The sequence below is a fragment of the Mesorhizobium sp. CNPSo 4688 genome (genome assembly GCF_057784295.1).
On record NZ_JBWLUY010000010.1, the window covers coordinates 233,134 to 252,710 of the forward strand.

Below are 19,577 nucleotides of genomic sequence, written 5' to 3' on the forward strand. Positions count from 1 at the left end.
TCTTTCCGTAAGCTCATCTGGCTGGCGCCGGCGGGCTTTTTTCTTTGAGCCGGGAACCTAGGGCAAGCAGCGATGTTGGCATGGGGCAGTGGAATGAAATGGCTTTCTCCTCCGCTGTAGATCGGACCTGCGTGGACGATCGGAGCCCGCTGCCGTCTACCCCCTCAAGGTTCGGCAGCGGGCTTTCTTTCAATTGACTGGAACGTCTTCCGCAGAGATTGTTTTGTCAAACTCGGCGCTGCTCCCTCGCACGCTCGCGTCGCGGCCTGACTTAAATTGGGTGCATCGGGCATACGGACTAGCCGGGTTTCGCTGATGCCGCCGACCCCCGCGGTCAAACGCGATCCGCAGGACTGCTTGCCTGAAATTGTCGAGGGGAGAAACGGCCGAGCCGTTACTTGGTACGCCCAAGGGGAATCGAACCCCTGTTCCCGCCGTGAGAGGGCGGTGTCCTGACCGCTAGACGATGGGCGCGTTCAAGAACCGGCGATATAGGCTGACGGTTTGGAAAAAGCAACTGGGCTTCGAGCGGCCGGACCGCTTCTGTGGAGTGTAGGTTTGCGGACCTAGCCTTTCGGCTCGATCAGGTCCCACAGATTGCCGTAGAGATCGGCGAAAACCGCCACCGTGCCGTAAGGCTCGAAGCGCGGCGCTTCGCGGAAGCCGACGCCCTTTTCCAGCATCGCTCTGTGGTCGCGGGCAAAATCGTCGGTTTCGAGGAACAGGAAGACGCGACCGCCGGTCTGGTTGCCGATGCTCTTCTCTTGCGCCTCGCCGTCAGCTTCAGCCAGAAGCAGCCTGGCGCCCTGCCCGTTCGCCGGCGCCACCGTCACCCAGCGCTTGCCACCGCCAAGATCGACGTCTTCGGTCAGCAGAAAGCCCAGCCGTTCGACATACCAGGCGATCGCCTCATCGTAACTGCCGACAACGAGCGTGACGGTCGCGACCCGGCGATGCTTGGCAAACCCGGTCATGCCTGCAGGCTCATTTGTTGCGGATTGCAAAGCGGCCGATGATGCGGCGCTCGCCGATGTCGTAGACGAAGATGGTGCGGCTGCCGTCGGCAAGCTCGGCGTCGATCGAGATGCGATTGCCCGACAGCGCCTGGCTGATCACCTTGGCTCCCACCGGCAGAACGATGTCGGCCGCGAGCGGCTCGCCGGGCGGCACTGGAATATCGTTGGCGAGCGGCGGGGTTGTGGACGGCGCTTTGCGCGATTTGTAGACAATGGCCGCGATCACCACCATAAGGGCCAGCAAAAGCAGGCCGAGATTGATGGCCATGAAGCGGATGAGCCTGCCGCGCACCTTTTCGATCTCGGGATCGAGCGGCTTTTCTTCTTCGTCGGCAACGGGCCGGGCCATGGCAGAACTTCCGGAACTTTTTTCGATGAGCGCTCATAGCGAAGAGACCAGACAATTCATAGAGGCGGCGCCAACCGTGCTCGAAGCCGGCGCGGAAGCGGCCGGCCAGCGCCTCGACCAGTGGCTGGCGGCGAGCCTCGGCCCTGATATGTCGCGCAGCCGCGTGCAGATGCTGATTAAACAGGGAGCCGTCACGATCGACGGCAAACCGGTCGACGAGACCAAGCGCAAGATGAGCGCTGGCGAGCGCGTCTCGGTCGTCATGCCCGAACCCGAACCGGCCGAGCCGCAAGGCGAGGCCATCGCGCTCGACGTGCTTTATGAGGACGACGAGCTGATCGTCATCAACAAGCCGGCCGGCCTCGTCGTCCATCCCGGCGCCGGCAACTGGACCGGCACGCTGGTCAACGCCCTGATCCATCATTGCGGCGACAGTCTCTCAGGCATTGGCGGTGTCAGGCGCCCGGGCATCGTCCATCGCCTTGACAAGGAGACCAGCGGCGTCATGGTGGTGGCCAAGACCGACCGCGCCCACAAGGCGCTGTCGGAGGCTTTTGCCGACCATGGCCGCACCGGCGACCTCGAACGCGCTTATCTGGCGTTGGTCTGGGGCATCCCGCCCCGGCCGGCCGGAACGGTCGACGCGCCGCTCGGCCGCGCCGCCGACCGCGTGCGTCGCGCCGTGGTGCCGGAAGGCCGCGACGACGCCCGCCACGCCATCACCCATTTCACCGTGCAGGAGCGTTTCGGCGAGGACCAGCAGGAATTCGCCACCGCCAGCCTGGTCGAATGCCGGCTGGAAACCGGCCGCACCCACCAGATACGCGTCCACATGGCTCATATCGGCCATCCCGTCATTGGCGACCCCGATTACGGCCAGGCCTTCCGCACCAAGGCCAACCGGCTGCCCGAGCCGCTGAAAAGCCAGGTCAAGGCATTTTCCCGGCAGGCTTTGCATGCCTGGCTCCTTGCATTTCGTCACCCGACTACCCATCTATCGATGAGGTTCGAGGCGCCGATACCGGGGGACATGGAGGAACTCGTCGGCGGTTTTCGCAAACTCTGAACCCGCCATCTAAAACCTGAGCGGCATTGTTCACTTTGGCGTGACACACTGTTTCGTGTTGAACAAATGCCTGTCTTTTCTGGTTTTGTTCCTATATAAATCGGTTGTCGCGGGCGAGCCTTTTGGTGCTCGCGTCACATGCCCGCCGCGTTTCGGGGGCATCACTCCAATAGAGAGGGGGCGCTATCATGGCCCAGTCATTACCCAGTATCGTTTCCGGCGAAGGCGGCCTCAGCCGTTACCTGGAAGAAATCCGCCGCTTTCCCATGCTTCAGCCGCAGGAAGAGTACATGCTCGCCAAGCGTTACGCCGAGCATGAAGACACGTCCGCTGCGCACAAGCTCGTCACCAGCCACCTTCGGCTCGTCGCCAAGATCGCCATGGGCTATCGCGGCTACGGCCTGCCGATCGGCGAAGTGATCTCGGAAGGCAATGTCGGCCTGATGCAGGCCGTCAAGAAATTCGAACCCGAGCGTGGCTTCCGCCTCGCGACCTACGCCATGTGGTGGATCAAGGCCTCGATCCAGGAGTACATCCTGCGTTCGTGGAGCCTGGTCAAGATGGGCACGACCGCCAATCAGAAACGCCTGTTCTTCAACCTGCGCAAGGTGAAGGGCAAGATCCAGGCGCTGGACGATGGCGACCTTAAGCCCGAACAGATCACCGAGATCGCCACCAGGCTGAACGTCTCCGAAGCCGAAGTCGTGTCGATGAACCGCCGCCTGTCGGGCGACGCCTCGCTCAACGCGCCGATCCGCGCCAGCGAAGGCGAATCCGGCGAATGGCAGGACTGGCTGGTCGATGACCACGAAAGCCAGGAAGACATGCTGATCGAGCAGGACGAACTGGAAAACCGGCGTGGCATGCTGTCGGGCGCTCTTGCTGTGCTCAACGATCGCGAACGGCGCATCTTCGAGGCGCGTCGCCTCGCCGAAGAGCCGCTGACCTTGGAAGAGCTGTCGGCCGAGTTCGACATCAGCCGCGAGCGCGTGCGCCAGATCGAGGTGCGCGCCTTCGAGAAGGTGCAGGACGCGGTCAAGGCCGCGGCCAAGCGCCAGATGCAGGCCCTGCGCACGATTGAGGCGCAGCCCGCGGCTTAAGACCGGGTCCGGTTACGAAAAACATCAAGGCGGCGTCGGGAAACCGGCGCCGCCTTTTTTGTGTCCGCTGGCGATTGGCGAAACCGGCGCGACAGCCCTTTCTCCCCGTCACTATACGGGGAGAAATGTCCGGCAGGACAATGAGGGGCAGCGCAGAGATTGCGGGTTTGCCGGCGCCGCAACCGGCGGCGTGATCATCACAAAAACGTCGGCGCTGCCCCTCACCCGGCTGCCGCCACCTTCTCCCCGTATAGTTACGGGGAGAAGGGACTAACCGTGCTATCAAAGCCCATCCAGCGGAAATTTCAGATATCGCTTTCCATTGGCTTCCGGCTCCGGCAGCCGTCCGCCGTTCATGTTGATCTGCAGCGCATGCAGGATCAGCCGCGGCATCGGCAATGTCTTGTCGCGCCCCTCGCGCAAGGCGACGAACTCGGCCTCGGTGTGCGCCGCAACCAGGTGGATATTCTTCTCCCTCTGCTCCGCCACCGTGCTTTCCCAACGCGGCTCGCGGCCGCCCTCCTGGTAGTCGTGGCCGACGAACACACGCGTGTCGTCGGGCAGCGCCAAAATACCCTGGATCGAGCGCCACAGCCGCGCCGCGCTGCCACCGGGAAAGTCTGCCCTTGCCGAGCCGCTATCCGGCATGAACAGCGTGTCGTGGATGAAGGCGGCATCGCCGACGACATAGGTGATCGAGGCGAGCGTATGTCCCGGCGAGAGCAGCACCTTGACCGGAAGGCTGCCGATCAGAAACGTTTCGCCTTCCCCAAACAGCCGGTCCCACTGCGACCCGTCGGCGGGAAAATCGGGCCAGTTGTAGATCGCCTTCCACAGTTTCTGGACCTCGACGACCCTGTCGCCGATCGCCGTTGGCGCGCCGGTCCTGTTCCGGAGATGATGTGCCGCCGAGAAATGATCGGCATGCGGATGGGTATCCAGGATCCATTCGAGTTCCAGTCCGTTTGCCCGGATGAAATCCAGCAAGGCATCGGCGCTTTTCGTCGCCGTCGCGCCGGACCTTTCGTCGAAGTCGAGGATCGGATCGATAATGGCGCAGCGCTTCGTCGCCGGATCGGCGACGACATACTGTATGGCTCCGGTTGGCTTGTCGTAGAAGCCGCTGACCAGCGGCTTGGCCAAAGCTGCGTCCAATTTCCGGCCCCCTGCCCCTCGCTCCGGCAGGAATGATTTTCCCTGCCGGAATGAACCAGAAGCATGGTCATCCAGCAAGGCGCACCCGTCAAGCACACCCTGCCAGAAACAAGACAAAAATCGAAACGACCGGGTCGCGAAAACCTAGGCGGACGGCTGTTTGGTCTTCCTGAGATAGGGCAGGATCGTGTCAAAAGCGCCGAAGCGCTTGATCGCATCCTCGTTGGAGACGGCAGCCGTGATGATGACGTCCTCGCCCTGTTTCCAGTTCGCCGGCGTCGCCACCTGGTGCTTGGCGGTCAGCTGCATGGAATCGACGGCGCGCAGGATCTCGTCGAAGTTGCGGCCGGTGGTCATCGGATAGGTCAGCACCAGCTTGATCTTCTTGTCCGGCCCGATGACGTAGACCGAGCGCACCGTGGCGTTGTCGGCCGGCGTGCGGCCTTCCGACGTCTCGCCGGCCCCCGCCGGCAGCATCTCGTAGAGCTTGGCCACCTTGAGGTCCTTGTCGCCGATCAGCGGGTAGTTCACCGTCTGGCCGGTCGCCGTCTTGATGTCGGCCTGCCACTTGTCATGGCTCGCAACAGGGTCGACAGAGATGCCGATGACCTTGACGTTGCGCTTTTTGAACTCGCCCGCCAGACCCGCCATCGTGCCGAGCTCGGTCGTGCACACCGGGGTGAAGTTCTTCGGGTGGCTGAAAAGGATCGCCCAGCCGTCGCCGATCCAGTCATGGAAACTGATCGTCCCTTGTGTGGTTTCGGCGGTGAAGTCGGGCGCGATGTCGTTGATACGAAGGCTCATGGCACATTTCCCCTGCAACAGATTTCGTTAGGAGCGGCACCAAGGCGGCGTCCACGCTCCGGCATTGCCGCATCTTAGCGCATAAATTGCGGCTGCGAGATAATAGGAAACTCTTGTCGGCGGCGGAACGAGCACTTTCGTGCTACGGAACCCAACGTTAGGCCCGACAATCTTTCGTTTCCGCGAGAAAAGCCTGCGCTCAGGCCTTGTTGACCGCCAGCGACGTGGCCAGGTCTTCCATGCGCTGGGCGAGCGCGCCGAGCGCGTTTGTCAGCACGGTGTCGTTCTTGTCGGCCTTGGTCAGCGCTTCGTCGCGCGTCTTGCGCAGCGTTTGCACTTCGGTCTCCATGCCCTTGACGCGCTTCTGCAGCTCAGACAGCTCGTCCATCACCATGATCCCGGCCATCACCGTCAGCCGCTGGTCGCCGATCTCGCCGAACGAATCCTTGAGATGCGAGACATAACGGTCGAAGCGTTCGGCCAGGTCGATCAGATGCTCTTCCTGGCCCTCGTCGCAAGCCATGCGGTACTGCTTGCCGTCGATGGAAACCGTGACCTGTGCCATGGCCTGCAGCTCCTATCTGTCCAGCACCGCGCGGATGGTTTCCATGGCGGTCACCAGGCGGCGCGACACTTCCTTGTTGGCATCTTCCAGCCTTTCGGCGCGGGCTTCGGAATTGTCGAGTTCCTGCGCCAGCCGGGAACGGTCGGCGTTCATGCGCTGCACTTCAGCCTCGGCTTCGGAGTAGTCGCGCTCGTGCTCGAGCTTGGCCGCGACGGCGTTTTCCAGCCCCTCGATGGCCTTGCCCAGCCTGTGGATGACTTCCTTGAGTGTGGTTTCCCCGGTCATGGCCTTCGTCCTGTGCCCTGCCCATCACCGAATCGCTCGCGTTCAGAACGCGTTATCCCGGAAACATTAGGCACCGGGTGAAGGCAACGTCAACAAAGCTCTCGCGACTGTCCCCTGCTAACGCTAACGTGGGCCTGCCGCCGGCATCACAAGACCGGCAAATGTGCTGCCGATTTGTTGACTAAAAGCCCGCGCCTGCTATGTGTCGCGCACCCTTTCCAGGGCTCTGCCAAGCCCGCAAATCCCCACCCCGGAGGTACCATGACGTCGCGTGAACAACATGACCGGATGGCCAATGCGATCCGTTTTCTCGCCATGGACGCTGTCGAAAAGGCCCAGTCCGGCCATCCAGGCTTGCCCATGGGCTGCGCCGACATCGCCACCGTGCTGTTCACGAAGTTCCTGAAATACGATCCGAAGAACCCCCATTGGCCCGACCGCGACCGCTTCATCCTGTCGGCCGGCCACGGTTCGATGCTGCTCTATTCGCTGCTGCACCTGACCGGCTACGAGGACATGACGATCGACCAGATCAAGCATTTCCGCCAGCTCGGCTCGAAGACCGCCGGCCATCCCGAATACGGCCACGCTACCGGCATCGAGACGACGACCGGCCCGCTCGGCCAGGGTCTCGCCAACTCGGTCGGCTTCGCGCTCGGTGAGCGCATCATGAACGCCGCCTTCGGCAACGACCTCGTCGACCACTACACCTATGTGCTGGCTGGTGACGGCTGCCTGATGGAAGGTGTCTCCCAGGAAGCCATCGCGCTTGCCGGCCACCTCAAGCTGAACAAGCTGATCGTCTTCTGGGACAACAACAACATCTCGATCGACGGCCCCGTCTCGCTTGCCGACAACACCGACCAGGTCGCCCGCTTCCAGGCCTCCGGCTGGAACGCCAGCCACATTGACGGCACCGATCCGGAGGCGATCGCCTACGCCATTGAAGCCGCCCGCCATTCCGACAAGCCGACGATGATCGCTTGCAAGACGACCATCGGCTTCGGCGCCCCGACCAAGGCCGGCACCAACAAGGCGCATGGCTCGCCGCTCGGCGCCGACGAAATTGCCGGCGCGCGCAAATTCTTCAACTGGGACTCGCCGCCGTTCGAGATTCCGGCCGACATCCTCGACGCCTGGCGTACCGCAGGCAAAGCCGGCGCCAAGCCGCGCACCGACTGGGAGGGCCGTCTGGCCAAGGCCAAGCCCGAGCTGAAGGCCGAGTTCGAGCGCCGCCTCGCCGGCAAGCTGCCGTCGAACTTCGATGCCGTCATCGCCGACTACAAGAAGAAGCTGTCGGCCGACAAGCCGAAGGTCGCCACCCGCAAATCCTCTGAGATGGCACTGGAAGTCATCAACGGCGCCGTGCCCGAAACCATCGGCGGCTCCGCCGACCTGACCGGCTCCAACAACACCAAGACCAGCCAGACCAAGAACATTACGCCGGACGATTACGGCCAGCGCTATGTCCACTACGGCATCCGCGAACATGGCATGGCCGCCGCGCTCAACGGCCTGACGCTGCATGGCGGCCTCATCGCCTATGGGGGCACCTTCATGTGCTTCTCCGACTACGCCCGCCCGTCGATGCGGCTGGCGTCACTGATGGGCATCCGCTCGATCTTCGTCATGACCCATGATTCCATTGGTCTCGGCGAAGACGGCCCGACCCACCAGCCGGTCGAGCATCTGGCGGCGCTGCGCGCCATCCCGAACCACAATGTCTTCCGTCCGGCCGACGCGGTGGAAACCGCCGAATGCTGGCAGATCGCCATTGAGACGGAAAAGACGCCGTCGACCCTGGCGCTGACCCGCCAGAACCTGCCGACGGTGCGCACCGAATACTCGGCCAAGAACCTGAGCAGCCAGGGCGCCTATGAACTGGCCGCGGCCAGTGGTGACGCCGCGGTGACGATCTTCGCCACCGGCTCCGAGGTCGAGGTCGCTCTCGGCGCCCGCGACCTGCTTGAAAAGCACGGCCATCCGACCCGCGTCGTCTCGGTGCCTTGCTTCGAACTGTTCGACCAGCAGAGCGACGCCTACCGCAAGAAGACCATCGGTAACGCGCCGATCAAGATGGCCATCGAGGCCGGCATCCGCCAGGGCTGGGATCACCTGATCGGCTCCGACGGCATCTTCGTCGGCATGCACGGCTTCGGCGCCTCCGGCACCATCGAGCAGCTCTACCCGCATTTCGGCATCACCGCCGAAGCCGCGGCCAAGGCAGCGGAAGCCCGCCTGCATAGTAAGTAAGATCAAGGTCCGTCTCGCGAACCGCTCAAGGCGGTTTCGCGGGACTGGACCAACCTAATCGATTTAAATTCGGCCTTCTGCGGCTGGATTCTTGTGCCATCCGCAGCTATGAAGCTGCGGACCCATCTGCCGCCTTTCGAGCTCCCAGGGAGAGTAAAATGACCGTCAGAGTTGCCATCAACGGATTTGGCCGCATTGGCCGCAACATCCTGCGCGCCATCCATGAATCCGGCCGCAAGGATATCGACGTCGTCGCCGTCAACGATCTCGGCCCGGTCGAGACCAACGCCCATCTGCTGCGCTATGACAGCGTCCATGGTCGCTTCCCGCACGAAGTGAGCGTCGATGGCGACCAGATCACCGTCGGCAAGGAAAAATTCAAGGTCACCGCAATCAAGGACCCGGCGCAGTTGCCGTGGAAGGAGCTCGGCGTCGACATCGCACTCGAATGCACCGGCATCTTCACCGCCCGCGACAAGGCCGCAGCACACCTGACCGCCGGCGCCAAGCGCGTCGTCGTCTCGGCGCCGGCCGAAGGTGCTGACCTCACCGTGGTCTACGGCATCAATCACGACAAGCTGACCAAGGACCATATCGTCATCTCGAACGCGTCCTGCACCACCAATTGCCTCGCGCCGCTGGCCGCTGTGCTGCACGAGGCCGTCGGCATCGAAAAGGGCATGATGACGACGATCCACTCCTACACCGGCGACCAGCCGACGCTGGACACCATGCACAAGGACCTTTACCGCGCCCGCGCCGCCGCGCTGTCGCAGATCCCGACCTCGACCGGCGCCGCCAAGGCGATCGGCCTCGTGTTGCCCGACCTCAAGGGCAAGCTCGACGGCATCTCGATCCGCGTGCCGACGCCGAACGTCTCGGTCGTCGACTTCAAGTTCATTGCCAAGCGCGCCACCACCGTGCAGGAAATCAACGAAGCGGTGATCGCTGCTTCCAACGGCAAGCTCAAGGGCATTTTGGGCGTCACCCATCACCCGAATGTGTCGATCGACTTCAACCACGATCCGCGCTCCTCGATCATGGCGCTCGACCAGACCAAGGTCATGGACGGCAACTTCGTTTCGGTGCTGTCCTGGTACGACAATGAGTGGGGCTTCTCCAACCGCATGGCCGACACCTCCGTCGCCTTTGGCAAGACCATCGCCTGATCGCAGGCATCGTCTCACGCTTTGAAACGCCCGGCTTTGTCCGGGCGTTTTTCGTCGGGGCGCGTGCCAGGCCAGCCCGACCGGCCAAAATGCACGAAAATCAGCGGCATAGGGCAAAAAACCACCCTCCCGCCTTGCACTGGCCATGCCTTCGCCCCACTCTCCCGTAAATCGGGAGAAAGAGGAATTCGAGGGGCAAGTCACGGATGGAGCATGCGATCTATCTCGTCACGCTGGTCGGCACAGCGCTCGTCGTCGCCGCCGCGTTTTCGAGCCTGATCGCCTTCCGCTTCGGCGCTCCCCTGCTGCTGCTCTTCCTCTGCATCGGTCTCGCCACCGGCACCGACGGTCTTGGCATCGAATTCGACAATGCGCGCGTGGCTTATTTTGCCGGCTCACTGGCGCTGGCGGTCATCCTGTTCGATTCCGGTTTCGGCACGCCGCTCAATGCGCTGCGCCAGGCGGCCGGGCCGGCGCTGTCGCTGGCGACCTTCGGCGTGCTTTTGACCACGGGCCTGTTCGGCGCCGCCGCCTATTACCTGCTCGACCTCAGCTGGCTGGAATCCTTCCTGCTCGGGGCTGCCGTCGCCTCGACCGACGCGGCCGCTGTGTTCTTCCTGCTGCGCGCCGGCGAGATCAACCTGCGCGAGCGCGTGCGCGCCACGCTCGAAGTCGAATCCGGCACCAACGACCCGATCGCCATCTTCCTGACCATCACGCTGGTCGAGGTCATCGCCGCCCACGCCAATCCCGAGACCCATGTGCTGGTCACCAATCTGGTCCTTGGCTTCGTGCTCAATATGGGCCTCGGCGCCATTGTCGGCGTGCTTGGCGGCCTTGCCATCGTACGCCTCGTCGATCGGCTCAATCTCGACCACGGCCTGCTGCCGATCTTCGTGCTGACCTTGTCGCTGATGGTGTTCGCCGCCGCCGGCGCCATTGGCGGCTCGGGCTTTCTGGCCGTCTATATCGCCGGTCTGATTGCCGGCAATTCCGACATCCGCGCCGTCACCATCCTGAAGCGCTTCCAGGACGGCATGTCGTGGCTGGCGCAGATCATCATGTTCCTGATCCTCGGCCTGTTCGCGACGCCCTCCCAATTCCCGGCCATCATGCTGCCGGCGATCGCGCTTGGCCTGTTCCTGATGTTTGTCGCGCGCCCGGTCGCCGTCTGGCTCTGCCTGATCCCGTTCCGCCTGCCGCGTCCCGAGGTCGCCTTCGTATCCTGGGTCGGCCTGCGCGGCGCCGTCTCCATCCTGCTTGCCATCACCCCGCTGCTCGGCGGGCTGGAGAACGGCCGCGTCATCTTCAACACCGCCTTCATCATCGTGCTGGTCTCGCTGGTGGTGCAGGGCTGGACGGTCGGGCCACTGGCGCGCCGCCTCGGCCTGATCGTGCCGGCGAGGCTCGGGCCTCTCGACAAGGTCGAACTCGAACTGCCGGGCTCGGCCCATCACGAGCTTCTCGCCTATCGCGTCGCGCCCGGCAGCCCGGTGGCGCGCGGCGAGCGCATCCCGCGCTGGGCCAGGCCCTCGCTGGTGCTTCGCGACGGCCGCTCGATGCGCTTCCAGGACATGGGCCGGCTCGCTGCCGGCGACCAGGTCTATATCTTCGTGCCTGACCGCTATCCGCGCCTGCTCGACAAGCTGTTCGCCAGCCGCGCCGTGGTCGACCCCGAGGATGCCGATTTCTTCGGCGCCTTCGCTGTCGATCCGGCACGCTCCGCCGCCGAGTTGGAAGCCGCCTACACGCCGGGCCTGACCGAAGCCGAGCAGAAGCTCACCGTCGGCGCGCTGGTGACGGCAAGGCTCGGCGGCCACGCCGAATATGCCGACCGGGTGCTGATCGGGCCGATCGAGCTGATCGTCCGCGACGTCGACGACAAGGGCAAGATCACAGGCCTCGGCCTGTCCTTCGAGCCGACCGCGCCGGTGGCGCGGGTCCCGGTGTTCCTCAGCGCCGGCGAGATCGGTGACCGTGTCTCCGCCTTCGTCCGCAACTGGCGCAAGCCGACGGAAACGCAGCTGGCCGAGGTACGAGCCGATGAGAAGCCCGCCGCCCCGGAGCCGACGGTGGAAAAGGCAACGACCGAGAGCTGACAAGGCGATCGTCTACGCTCCCTTCGATCCAGCCCTCAAATTTTCGCTTCCATCCCGGCTCAAGCCTTGCATCGTCATTGATGCGAGGTATGGTCCCGGCGATTTTCACGGAAAGGAACCAGCATGGCCGCCTTCAAGACACTCGACGATATCGGCAATATCAGCGGCAAGCGCGTGCTGGTGCGGGTCGACCTCAACGTGCCCGTCGCCGACGGCAAGGTCACCGACGCCACCCGCATCGAACGCATCGCGCCGACCATCGCCGAACTGTCCGGCAAGGGCGCCAAGGTCATCCTGCTCGCCCATTTCGGCCGGCCGAAGGACGGTCCCTCGCCCGAATTCTCGCTGGAGCCGATCGCCAAGGCCACAGCCGAGGTGCTCGGCCGTCCCGTTGGCTTTGCCTCGGATTGCGTTGGCGACACGGCGGGAAGTGCAGTCGCCGCCATGAACAAGGGCGACGTGCTGCTCTTGGAAAACACTCGCTTCTACAAGACCGAGGAAAAGAACGACCCGGCCTTCACCGAAAGGCTTGCCGCCAATGGCGACATTTTCGTCAACGACGCCTTTTCGGCCGCGCATCGGGCGCACTCCTCGACCGAAGGCCTGGCGCGGCTGTTGCCTGCCTATGCCGGCCGCACCATGCAGGCCGAACTCGAGGCACTGGAGAAAGGTCTGGGCAATCCGGTCCGCCCTGTCGTTGCCATTGTCGGCGGCGCCAAGGTGTCGACCAAGATCGACCTGTTGATGAACCTGGTGAAGAAAGTCGACGCGCTGGTGATCGGCGGCGGCATGGCCAACACCTTCCTTGCCGCGCGCGGCACCGCTGTCGGGAAGTCGCTGTGCGAGCACGACCTTGCCCCGACCGCCAAGCAGATCATGATCGAGGCCGCCGAAGCCGGCTGCGCCATCATCCTGCCGGTCGACGGCGTCGTCGCCAAGGAATTCAAGGCGGGCGCGGCCTGCGAGACCGTCGCCATCTCGGACGTGCCGGCCGACGGCATGATCCTCGATGTCGGCGAAAAGACCGTGAAGGCGATCGGCGAATGGATCGATCGCGCCGCGACGCTGGTCTGGAACGGCCCGCTCGGCGCCTTCGAGATCGAGCCTTTCGACCATGCCACGGTGGCAGCGGCCAGGCACGCGGCAGCCCGCACCAACGCCGGCAAGCTGGTCTCGGTCGCCGGTGGCGGCGATACGGTGGCCGCACTCAACCATGCCGGCGTCGCCGACGACTTCACCTATGTCTCGACCGCCGGCGGCGCTTTCCTGGAATGGATGGAAGGCAAGCCGCTGCCCGGCGTCGACGTGCTGAAAAAGCAAGCCTGACCGGAACGACGGCGCCAAATGACGCGCCGGAAACTTTCAATCGATTCGAGCTTTCCGATGCCATTCCTTTGGCGGTAGACTTCCGTTAAGCGCGGAAGAAACCCTTCAGGAGAAGCAAAAATGAGCGAACGTCTCGAAGATATTGCCGCCGCGATCGTGGCCGGCGGCAAGGGCCTGCTGGCCGCCGATGAAAGCTCCGGCACCATCAAGAAGCGCTTCGACGTCATCGGCGTCGAATCGACCGCCGACAGCCGCCGCGACTACCGCGAGATGATGTTCCGCGCCAAGGACGCGATGACCAAATACATCTCCGGCGTCATTCTCTATGACGAGACCATTCGCCAGAAGGCCGCCGACGGCACGCCGCTGGTCGACATCATCAAGGCAGCGGGCGCCATTCCCGGCATCAAGGTCGATGCCGGCGCCAAGCCGCTGGCGGGCTTTCCCGGCGATACCATCACCGAAGGCCTCGACGGCCTGCGCGAACGCCTTGCCGATTATTACAAGCTCGGCGCTCGCTTCGCCAAATGGCGCGCGGTGATCGACATCGACACCGGCAAGGGCGTGCCCTCGGCCAACTCCATCGCCTCCAATGCCCATGCGCTGGCCCGCTATGCCGCGCTGTGCCAGGAAGCCGGCATCGTGCCGATCGTCGAACCGGAAGTGCTGATGGACGGCGCCCACGACATCGACACCTGCTACGCGGTCTCGAAGGCCACGCTGATCAAGCTCTATGACGAGCTTCATGCGGCGCGCGTGGTGCTGGAAGGCTCGATCCTGAAGCCCAACATGGTCATTGCCGGCAAGAAATCCGGCAAGACGAACAGCCCCGAGGAGATCGCAGAGAAGACGATCAAGCTTTTCCGCGAGACGGTGCCGTCAGCAGTGCCGGGCATCGCCTTCCTCTCGGGCGGACAGTCCGACGAGGAGGCGACGGCCAATCTCAACGCCATCAACGCCATCGGCCCGCATCCTTGGAAGCTGACCTTCTCCTACGGCCGTGCCCTGCAGGCCGCCCCGCAAAAGGCCTGGAGCGGCAAGGCATCGAACGTAGCCGCCGGCCAGGCCGCCTTCACCCATCGCGCCCACATGAACCATCTGGCGGCGCTGGGAAAATGGCAGGCGAGCCTCGAACAGGCTGCCTGAGCGCAGTCCTCCCGTTGTCATACAAACCCGGGCCGATGCGCCCGGGTTTTTGTTTGTGGCGTGCGGGCTTGGGATGGAGCTTGTCCATCCTTATCTCCCCTTCGGCAAAAGCTGACGGCGATGTCGGTTCCTGCCCATCCCGAACGTCCTTGGGATGACAGACAGGGAGAAGTTCATGCCTAGCAACAAGGTGGTTTCGCGCGAAGACTGGTTCGAGGCGCACAAGGCGCATCTGGCGCGCGAGAAGGAACTGACGCGGTTTCGCGAGCGCATCGCAGCCGAGCGGCGTGAATTGCCCTGGCTGAGGATCCGGAAAGATTACGTCTTCGAGACCGAGCAAGGTCCGAAGAACCTGGCCGGGCTGTTCGCCGACCGCAGCCAGCTCATCGTCTATCACTTCATGATGACGCCAGGGTCGGATCATCGCTGCGAAGGCTGCTCCTTCCTTGCCGACCATATAGACGGCGCCAACCAGCATTTGAGGCATCACGACGTGTCTCTGGTCGTGGTTGCGCGCGCGCCACTGGCGGAGCTGTTGCCTTACAAGCAGCGCATGGGTTGGAAATTCGACTGGGTGTCGTCCTACGCCTCGGATTTCAACTTCGACATGCAGGTCTCGTTCACCGACAAGCAGATCGCCGCCGGCGACACCACCTACAATTTCGAGACCCGTCCACGGACATCGAAGGATCTTCCCGGCACCAGTGTTTTCTGCAAGGACGAGAACGGCGACATCTTCCTCACCTTTACGTCGCGCGCCCGTGGCGGCGAGGCTCAGATCGGCACTTACGATTATCTCGACATGACGCCGAAGGGCCGCGACGAAAATGGCCCCTATCAAAACCTGATGGACTGGGTGCGGCTGCATGACGAATATCAGGACAGGCACGCGGACAAGCCGAACTGCTGCGACGATTGAAGGCGTTCACCTCGGCCCGAACATGCGCTAAGCCTGCCGCCAATCTATAACGGTATCGCCATGCGCTTCCCGGCCCTTCTCACCTGGCTCGCCTACCCCGTCTATGTCTGGCAGGGGCTCGGCGTGCGCCGCCGCACCACCCGCATGTTGCCGGCACAAGGGCCGGTGATGCATGAGATATCGGGCAAGGCACCGGCAATCTCGCTGCTGGTGCTGGGCGATTCCTCGGCCGCCTCGGTCGGCATCGGCAATTCCGAGGACGGGCTTGCCGCGCAGCTTGCGGTGATGATCGCGCAACGCACCGGCAACGCCGTGCGCTGGCGCGCCGCCGGCTTCAACTCGGCAACCTCGGGCCAGATCCGCGACCATGTGCTGCCCAATCTGTCGGCCGATCCGTGGACGCATATCGTGCTCGCCATCGGCACCAACGACACCAAGAATTTCCACTCGGTGCCGCGCTTCAAGAAAGAGTTCGGCGGCCTGCTCTACGCACTTCGGGCCAAATGGCCGGAGGCGCGTGTCGTCTGGTCGCCGGTGCTGGAGTTTACCCGTGCGCCGGCGATGCCGCCGCTGCTTGGCAAAATCCTTGAGATCCGCGCCACCGCAATGAACCGCATGGGCGAGCGCCTTTGTTTCGAGCGCGGCGCCGTACCCGCGCCGCGCCTGCCGATCACCAATCCCGAAGAGGGTTTTGCCTCCGACGGTTTTCATGCCTCGGAAGCAGGCTACCGGGCCTGGGCCGAACACCTGGTCGGGCAGGTCCTCCGCGATTGACCAGATCGGGCACGGGTTCGGGCTAGCCGGTTCGGAGATCCGGATCGATTATTTTCGAAATACTGTTGATTTCGGCATCCCTCCAATGAATTGGAGGAAGAATATTCCAAGTCAAAACAACATGAATGCGCCAGCCTGGCGTTACTTCCGCAATGCCACCTTGCGGATTCACGACCGCTGGGTCATTCTGCCGTTGGGCGAGGGGTTGGGGTGGCATGTCGAACATTGCCGGCAAAGCTTATGCCATGAACGTGCTGACGCCGATGCGGCCTTGGCGGACATGGATTCAGACCCTGATTTTCATGGTGGCGCGCGCCGGGCCTGCGCAGCTGTCGGGTTTGCTTGGACTGAAGCTCATTCATTTCGCGCGTTGGGTGATCATCCGGCGCGACCAATGGCCTGATCTCGGCCAGGGCAAGCAAGCCATTCAAAACGACTACATGCTGTTCCTGTCCAATTTCAACGGCACCTGGGACCAGTATATCGACGCCTTCGCCGACGGCATCCCGAGCGGCCTGGACATGTTCTGGTACGCCAGCACCAAATATCCCCACTCGATCCCGATCTCGAGTTTCAAGGACTATATCGGCGCCAACCAGATTCATACCAACTACTATTACAACGCCACGCCGGGCGCCGCGCAGCGCGACATCAAGGCGGCGCTGCGGGTGCGCAACGAAGTGCTGACGCTTGCCAGGCTTCATGCCAGCGGCGACCCGAACGCCTTCGCGCAGGCTTACAGGCAGGCGCTTGTGAAGGTGGCCAATTCGCTGGCCTCGCCAGGCTTCGCCCCGATCGCTTCGGTGGCGACACGCAAGGCCGACAAGGCGCGGCACGAATTCATCGACATGCTGAACCAGAAGCATGGGGCGGCCAATGCCAAACCTTGACGGCGGCCACTATTTCCTGACGGTCCTGGCTCCCATCCGGGTCGACGTGATGATCGACCCGGAAATCGGCCGTTCGCGCTCGCACCGGCAGATGCTGGCGCAGAAGCTGGCGCTGATGGCCACGGGAAAGCAGACGGCGGTATCGCCGCCGGATGCATGGCCGTCGCCCTTCTCGCGCAACACGCTGAACCATCTCGCGCGCTTCGTCATCATCAACGGGCCGGCCTTCAACGGACGCATTTCGGGCGATGCGCTGGTCGGCGCCATACGCAGCGTCAATCCCCTGGCGCCACAGCCTGTCGACCAGCTGGGCACGCCCTTTCTGCTGTTTGCGGCCGATATCGACGCACAGGCCGACGGCGATGCGCTGCGCGCCTACACCGATCAATTGTGGGCGACCATGCAAAGCGATCTGATGGTCATCTTCGGCCATTGCGTCGGCTTTGACGGGGTCAAGACGGCCGAGGATTTTCACGCCTATATCAAGCGCTGCCAGATCGAGACGACGATGCCGTTCAACGACTACTGGCCGGACGGGCTCGATGTGAAAGACAAGACCCTGGCGCTCGGCGCGCTCAAGCCGGTCGGCATCGCCGCGGCAGGCGCGATCGCAATCTGGCTCGCGGTCCTGCTTCTGCACGGCATCTTCGCTGTTTTCGGCGTTCACAATGCTTTTGCGCAATGGATCGCGACGGCAGCCACATGGGGCGTCGCCGTGGTTTCGCTGCTGGTCATCCTGACGTTGCTCATGGCCTGGAGCCTGTATCGCAGGGTCTTCCACCAGGGCATGACGCCCTTTCCAACCGCACCCGGCGCAGACCTGCCTTCGGTCCTGAAGTCGCTGTTCATCCAGCAGCATTTCACCCGTTTCGCCATCGAGACGCAGGGCCTTGACGACGCAGCGCTTCACGCCCGCTTCGGTGCCTTTCTCGGCGCCATAAAACCGGACGATCCGGCGGGGCCTACGCAGCAGGCCGGTGAAATCCGGGCGCCGGCGGCGGAGTGGGCGCGATGATCGAACTCGACCTTCCCGACATCCAGGGCAACATCCATCGCCCCTATGGCCGTTTTGGCTTTCCGCACAGCCGGCATCTGTTTTTCACCATCGCTGACGCTGCTGCCGGCCGGCTGTTCGTGCAAGGCATCCGGCCGCGCATCACTACCGCCGAGCCATGGGGAAAGTCGGAGGCTGGCGGCGCCGGACCCACGCTGCTGCGCAAGCCGCCGATCACGCTCAACATCGGCTTCACCTATCTCGGCCTGCGCGCGCTCGATCTGCCGACCCGCACGCTGCGTCTTTTGCCCGACGAGTTCATCGACGGCATGGGTTGCCGCGCCGACATCCTCGGCGATGTCGAAGGCAGCGCGCCGCAGCGGTGGGACCCTGTGTGGCGTTCGCATCTCGACGGCGCCGTTCGGCCGGTTCATGTCTGGGTGTCGCTCAATGTCGGCGCCAATTCCGACGGCACGCCGCTGCCCGAACTCGGGCAATGGACAGCATGGCTGCAGGAGCTTGCGGCAAAGTCCAATGGCGGCGTGGCTCTCCTTGCAGGACACGGATCTGACGGACAAGGCCTTTGGCAGGATTCCGCCGCGCTGATGTGCCCCGGTCCCGACGGCACGATGGTCCCGCAGCCGAAGGAGCCCTTCGGCTTCACCGACGGCATCAGCGACCCGGTCTTTCGCGGCCAGTTCCAGGCCGACGCAGAGGCGCGCGCCGTCATCGGCGCCGGCAAGATCGCCGAAGGCCCCTACGATCCCAAGACCAGTTGGAAAGCGCTCGAGACCGGCGAGTTCATCCTCGGTCAGGTCGACGAGGGCCAGGAGTTTCCGGTCGCCACGCAGCCGCCCGGTTTTGCCCGCAACGGCACCTTCATGGTCTGGCGCAAGCTGCGCCAGGACGTGCCAAGATTCGAGGCCGAGATGCGGCGGCAGGCGGCCCTGTGGAAGCAGGTTACCGGCATTGCCGACGACGTGGAGGCCTATGAGACCGTCTCGGCCAAGCTGGTCGGCCGCTGGCGGTCCGGCATTCCGCTGCTGGCCGCGCCGAACTGGGACGATTGCAAGCGCTTGATGGCCGAATGGGCGGATTGCATCGACCCCGCGCTGCGCAAGCCGCGCGACGACGTCAAGCACCAGGAGCGGCTCGCCGCCTTTGCCCGGCTACTCACCGGATTTCGTTACGGCGATGATCTCGACGGCGCCAAATGCCCGTTCGGCGCCCATATACGCCGCGCCAATCCGCGCGACATGCTCGATCCGCTGCTGAGCGAGACGCATGGGGCAAGCACGCTCACCAACCGCCGCCGCATCCTGCGCCGCGGGCTGCCCTATGCCGATCCCGACGGCGAACAGGGCGTCATCATGATGGCGATCTGTTCAAGCATTTTCCGGCAGTTCGAATTCATCCAGCAGCAATGGATGAGCTACGGCCTGGATTTCGAAGCCGGCAACGACACCTGCCCGCTGACCGGCAACCGGGCCGAATCCAGCAAGCACGTCATTCCGGCCGGGCCGGCCAATGCCACGCCCTTCATCGCAGCGAACCTGCCTGAATTCGTGACGACGCGCGGTGGCGATTACTTCTTCGTCCCCAGCCTCACCGCAATTCGCATGATCGCCATGGGAACGGTCGATCCGACCTGACACAAGCCTGCCTGC

18 protein-coding genes and 1 tRNA gene are annotated in these 19,577 nt (G+C 63.6%); 12 read left to right on the forward strand and 7 right to left on the reverse strand.

The window, feature by feature from the left end:
- Nucleotides 1-399 precede the first annotated feature (399 nt).
- The 3 genes from AC04SH_RS20890 to AC04SH_RS20900 all read right to left on the reverse strand — a co-directional run bounded on the left by AC04SH_RS20890 (nucleotide 400) and on the right by AC04SH_RS20900 (nucleotide 1,365).
- Nucleotides 400-474 (reverse strand) — tRNA-Glu (locus AC04SH_RS20890).
- Between the two features lie 92 nt (nucleotides 475-566).
- A complete protein-coding gene (locus AC04SH_RS20895) occupies nucleotides 567-974 on the reverse strand; it encodes a VOC family protein (protein WP_477235792.1) in 408 nt (135 codons plus the stop codon).
- 10 nt (nucleotides 975-984) lie between these two features.
- On the reverse strand, nucleotides 985-1,365 hold the full coding sequence (locus tag AC04SH_RS20900) for a fimbrial protein (RefSeq protein ID WP_477235791.1): 381 nt from the start codon (nucleotides 1,363-1,365) through the stop codon (nucleotides 985-987).
- Nucleotides 1,366-1,390: 25 nt separating this feature from the next.
- On the opposite strand from AC04SH_RS20900, the gene AC04SH_RS20905 reads away from it, so the two are divergent.
- Both AC04SH_RS20905 and rpoH read left to right on the forward strand, forming a co-directional pair.
- A complete protein-coding gene (locus AC04SH_RS20905) occupies nucleotides 1,391-2,431 on the forward strand; it encodes an RluA family pseudouridine synthase (RefSeq protein ID WP_488576462.1) in 1,041 nt (346 codons plus the stop codon).
- A 188-nt stretch (nucleotides 2,432-2,619) separates the two neighbouring features.
- Nucleotides 2,620-3,531 carry an RNA polymerase sigma factor RpoH gene (gene rpoH / locus AC04SH_RS20910; protein ID WP_477235789.1) on the forward strand — a complete coding sequence of 304 codons (912 nt, stop codon included), beginning with the start codon at nucleotides 2,620-2,622 and terminating at the stop codon, nucleotides 3,529-3,531.
- 282 nt (nucleotides 3,532-3,813) lie between these two features.
- Here the strand turns inward: rpoH and AC04SH_RS20915 are convergent, their stop codons facing one another.
- The 4 genes from AC04SH_RS20915 to AC04SH_RS20930 all read right to left on the reverse strand — a co-directional run bounded on the left by AC04SH_RS20915 (nucleotide 3,814) and on the right by AC04SH_RS20930 (nucleotide 6,340).
- Nucleotides 3,814-4,686 carry an MBL fold metallo-hydrolase gene (locus AC04SH_RS20915; RefSeq protein WP_488576463.1) on the reverse strand — a complete coding sequence of 291 codons (873 nt, stop codon included), beginning with the start codon at nucleotides 4,684-4,686 and terminating at the stop codon, nucleotides 3,814-3,816.
- A 144-nt stretch (nucleotides 4,687-4,830) separates the two neighbouring features.
- Nucleotides 4,831-5,490 (reverse strand): peroxiredoxin, encoded by a 660-nt coding sequence (locus AC04SH_RS20920; RefSeq protein WP_142869966.1) that lies wholly within the window; start codon nucleotides 5,488-5,490, stop codon nucleotides 4,831-4,833.
- A 199-nt stretch (nucleotides 5,491-5,689) separates the two neighbouring features.
- Entirely contained in the window at nucleotides 5,690-6,055 is a 366-nt protein-coding gene (locus tag AC04SH_RS20925) for a cell division protein ZapA (protein WP_477235787.1), read from the reverse strand.
- A 12-nt stretch (nucleotides 6,056-6,067) separates the two neighbouring features.
- Nucleotides 6,068-6,340, reverse strand: a complete 273-nt coding sequence (locus tag AC04SH_RS20930; protein WP_023670128.1) for a DUF4164 domain-containing protein — start codon at nucleotides 6,338-6,340, stop codon at nucleotides 6,068-6,070.
- Between the two features lie 261 nt (nucleotides 6,341-6,601).
- On the opposite strand from AC04SH_RS20930, the gene tkt reads away from it, so the two are divergent.
- From tkt to AC04SH_RS20980, 10 genes are all read left to right on the forward strand, one after another.
- The gene (tkt, locus tag AC04SH_RS20935; protein ID WP_488576464.1) at nucleotides 6,602-8,593 is read left to right on the forward strand and encodes a transketolase; all 1,992 of its coding nucleotides are present in this window, start codon (nucleotides 6,602-6,604) and stop codon (nucleotides 8,591-8,593) included.
- Between the two features lie 158 nt (nucleotides 8,594-8,751).
- The gene (gene gap, locus AC04SH_RS20940; protein ID WP_488576465.1) at nucleotides 8,752-9,762 is read left to right on the forward strand and encodes a type I glyceraldehyde-3-phosphate dehydrogenase; all 1,011 of its coding nucleotides are present in this window, start codon (nucleotides 8,752-8,754) and stop codon (nucleotides 9,760-9,762) included.
- Nucleotides 9,763-9,968: 206 nt separating this feature from the next.
- Nucleotides 9,969-11,861: a potassium/proton antiporter gene (locus AC04SH_RS20945; protein WP_488576466.1), complete on the forward strand. Its 1,893-nt coding sequence runs from the start codon at nucleotides 9,969-9,971 to the stop codon at nucleotides 11,859-11,861.
- Nucleotides 11,862-11,984: 123 nt separating this feature from the next.
- Complete coding sequence (locus tag AC04SH_RS20950; protein ID WP_477235780.1) at nucleotides 11,985-13,187, forward strand: phosphoglycerate kinase; 1,203 nt, start codon at nucleotides 11,985-11,987, stop codon at nucleotides 13,185-13,187.
- 120 nt (nucleotides 13,188-13,307) lie between these two features.
- Nucleotides 13,308-14,333, forward strand: a complete 1,026-nt coding sequence (locus AC04SH_RS20955) for a class I fructose-bisphosphate aldolase (protein WP_488576467.1) — start codon at nucleotides 13,308-13,310, stop codon at nucleotides 14,331-14,333.
- A gap of 175 nt (nucleotides 14,334-14,508) precedes the next feature.
- Entirely contained in the window at nucleotides 14,509-15,252 is a 744-nt protein-coding gene (locus AC04SH_RS20960) for a DUF899 domain-containing protein (RefSeq protein ID WP_488576468.1), read from the forward strand.
- A 60-nt stretch (nucleotides 15,253-15,312) separates the two neighbouring features.
- Nucleotides 15,313-16,026 (forward strand): SGNH/GDSL hydrolase family protein, encoded by a 714-nt coding sequence (locus AC04SH_RS20965; protein ID WP_488576469.1) that lies wholly within the window; start codon nucleotides 15,313-15,315, stop codon nucleotides 16,024-16,026.
- Nucleotides 16,027-16,241: 215 nt separating this feature from the next.
- Nucleotides 16,242-16,916, forward strand: coding sequence for a hypothetical protein (locus tag AC04SH_RS20970; RefSeq protein WP_488576470.1), 675 nt, complete (start codon nucleotides 16,242-16,244; stop codon nucleotides 16,914-16,916).
- Complete coding sequence (locus AC04SH_RS20975) at nucleotides 16,903-17,931, forward strand: hypothetical protein (protein ID WP_488576471.1); 1,029 nt, start codon at nucleotides 16,903-16,905, stop codon at nucleotides 17,929-17,931. The genes AC04SH_RS20970 and AC04SH_RS20975 overlap by 14 nt, the downstream gene beginning before the upstream one ends.
- The gene (locus AC04SH_RS20980; RefSeq protein ID WP_488576472.1) at nucleotides 17,928-19,562 is read left to right on the forward strand and encodes a Dyp-type peroxidase; all 1,635 of its coding nucleotides are present in this window, start codon (nucleotides 17,928-17,930) and stop codon (nucleotides 19,560-19,562) included. Before AC04SH_RS20975 ends, AC04SH_RS20980 begins: the two co-directional genes overlap by 4 nt.
- The last annotated feature ends 15 nt before the right edge of the window (nucleotides 19,563-19,577 follow it).

What these genes read in the sequence shown, in the direction of transcription:
- gap (WP_488576465.1), top strand. Translation starts at nt 8,752, where the DNA reads ATGACCGTCAGAGTTGCCATCAACGGATTTGGCCGCATTGGCCGCAAC.
- AC04SH_RS20950 (WP_477235780.1), top strand. Translation starts at nt 11,985, where the DNA reads ATGGCCGCCTTCAAGACACTCGACGATATCGGCAATATCAGCGGCAAG.
- AC04SH_RS20975 (WP_488576471.1), top strand. Translation starts at nt 16,903, where the DNA reads ATGCCAAACCTTGACGGCGGCCACTATTTCCTGACGGTCCTGGCTCCC.
- AC04SH_RS20980 (WP_488576472.1), top strand. Translation starts at nt 17,928, where the DNA reads ATGATCGAACTCGACCTTCCCGACATCCAGGGCAACATCCATCGCCCC.
- AC04SH_RS20905 (WP_488576462.1), top strand. Translation starts at nt 1,391, where the DNA reads ATGAGCGCTCATAGCGAAGAGACCAGACAATTCATAGAGGCGGCGCCA.
- AC04SH_RS20925 (WP_477235787.1), bottom strand. Translation starts at nt 6,055, where the DNA reads ATGGCACAGGTCACGGTTTCCATCGACGGCAAGCAGTACCGCATGGCT.
- AC04SH_RS20960 (WP_488576468.1), top strand. Translation starts at nt 14,509, where the DNA reads ATGCCTAGCAACAAGGTGGTTTCGCGCGAAGACTGGTTCGAGGCGCAC.
- AC04SH_RS20900 (WP_477235791.1), bottom strand. Translation starts at nt 1,365, where the DNA reads ATGGCCCGGCCCGTTGCCGACGAAGAAGAAAAGCCGCTCGATCCCGAG.
- AC04SH_RS20920 (WP_142869966.1), bottom strand. Translation starts at nt 5,490, where the DNA reads ATGAGCCTTCGTATCAACGACATCGCGCCCGACTTCACCGCCGAAACC.
- AC04SH_RS20955 (WP_488576467.1), top strand. Translation starts at nt 13,308, where the DNA reads ATGAGCGAACGTCTCGAAGATATTGCCGCCGCGATCGTGGCCGGCGGC.
- AC04SH_RS20895 (WP_477235792.1), bottom strand. Translation starts at nt 974, where the DNA reads ATGACCGGGTTTGCCAAGCATCGCCGGGTCGCGACCGTCACGCTCGTT.
- rpoH (WP_477235789.1), top strand. Translation starts at nt 2,620, where the DNA reads ATGGCCCAGTCATTACCCAGTATCGTTTCCGGCGAAGGCGGCCTCAGC.
- tkt (WP_488576464.1), top strand. Translation starts at nt 6,602, where the DNA reads ATGACGTCGCGTGAACAACATGACCGGATGGCCAATGCGATCCGTTTT.
- AC04SH_RS20930 (WP_023670128.1), bottom strand. Translation starts at nt 6,340, where the DNA reads ATGACCGGGGAAACCACACTCAAGGAAGTCATCCACAGGCTGGGCAAG.
- AC04SH_RS20970 (WP_488576470.1), top strand. Translation starts at nt 16,242, where the DNA reads ATGTCGAACATTGCCGGCAAAGCTTATGCCATGAACGTGCTGACGCCG.
- AC04SH_RS20965 (WP_488576469.1), top strand. Translation starts at nt 15,313, where the DNA reads ATGCGCTTCCCGGCCCTTCTCACCTGGCTCGCCTACCCCGTCTATGTC.
- AC04SH_RS20945 (WP_488576466.1), top strand. Translation starts at nt 9,969, where the DNA reads ATGGAGCATGCGATCTATCTCGTCACGCTGGTCGGCACAGCGCTCGTC.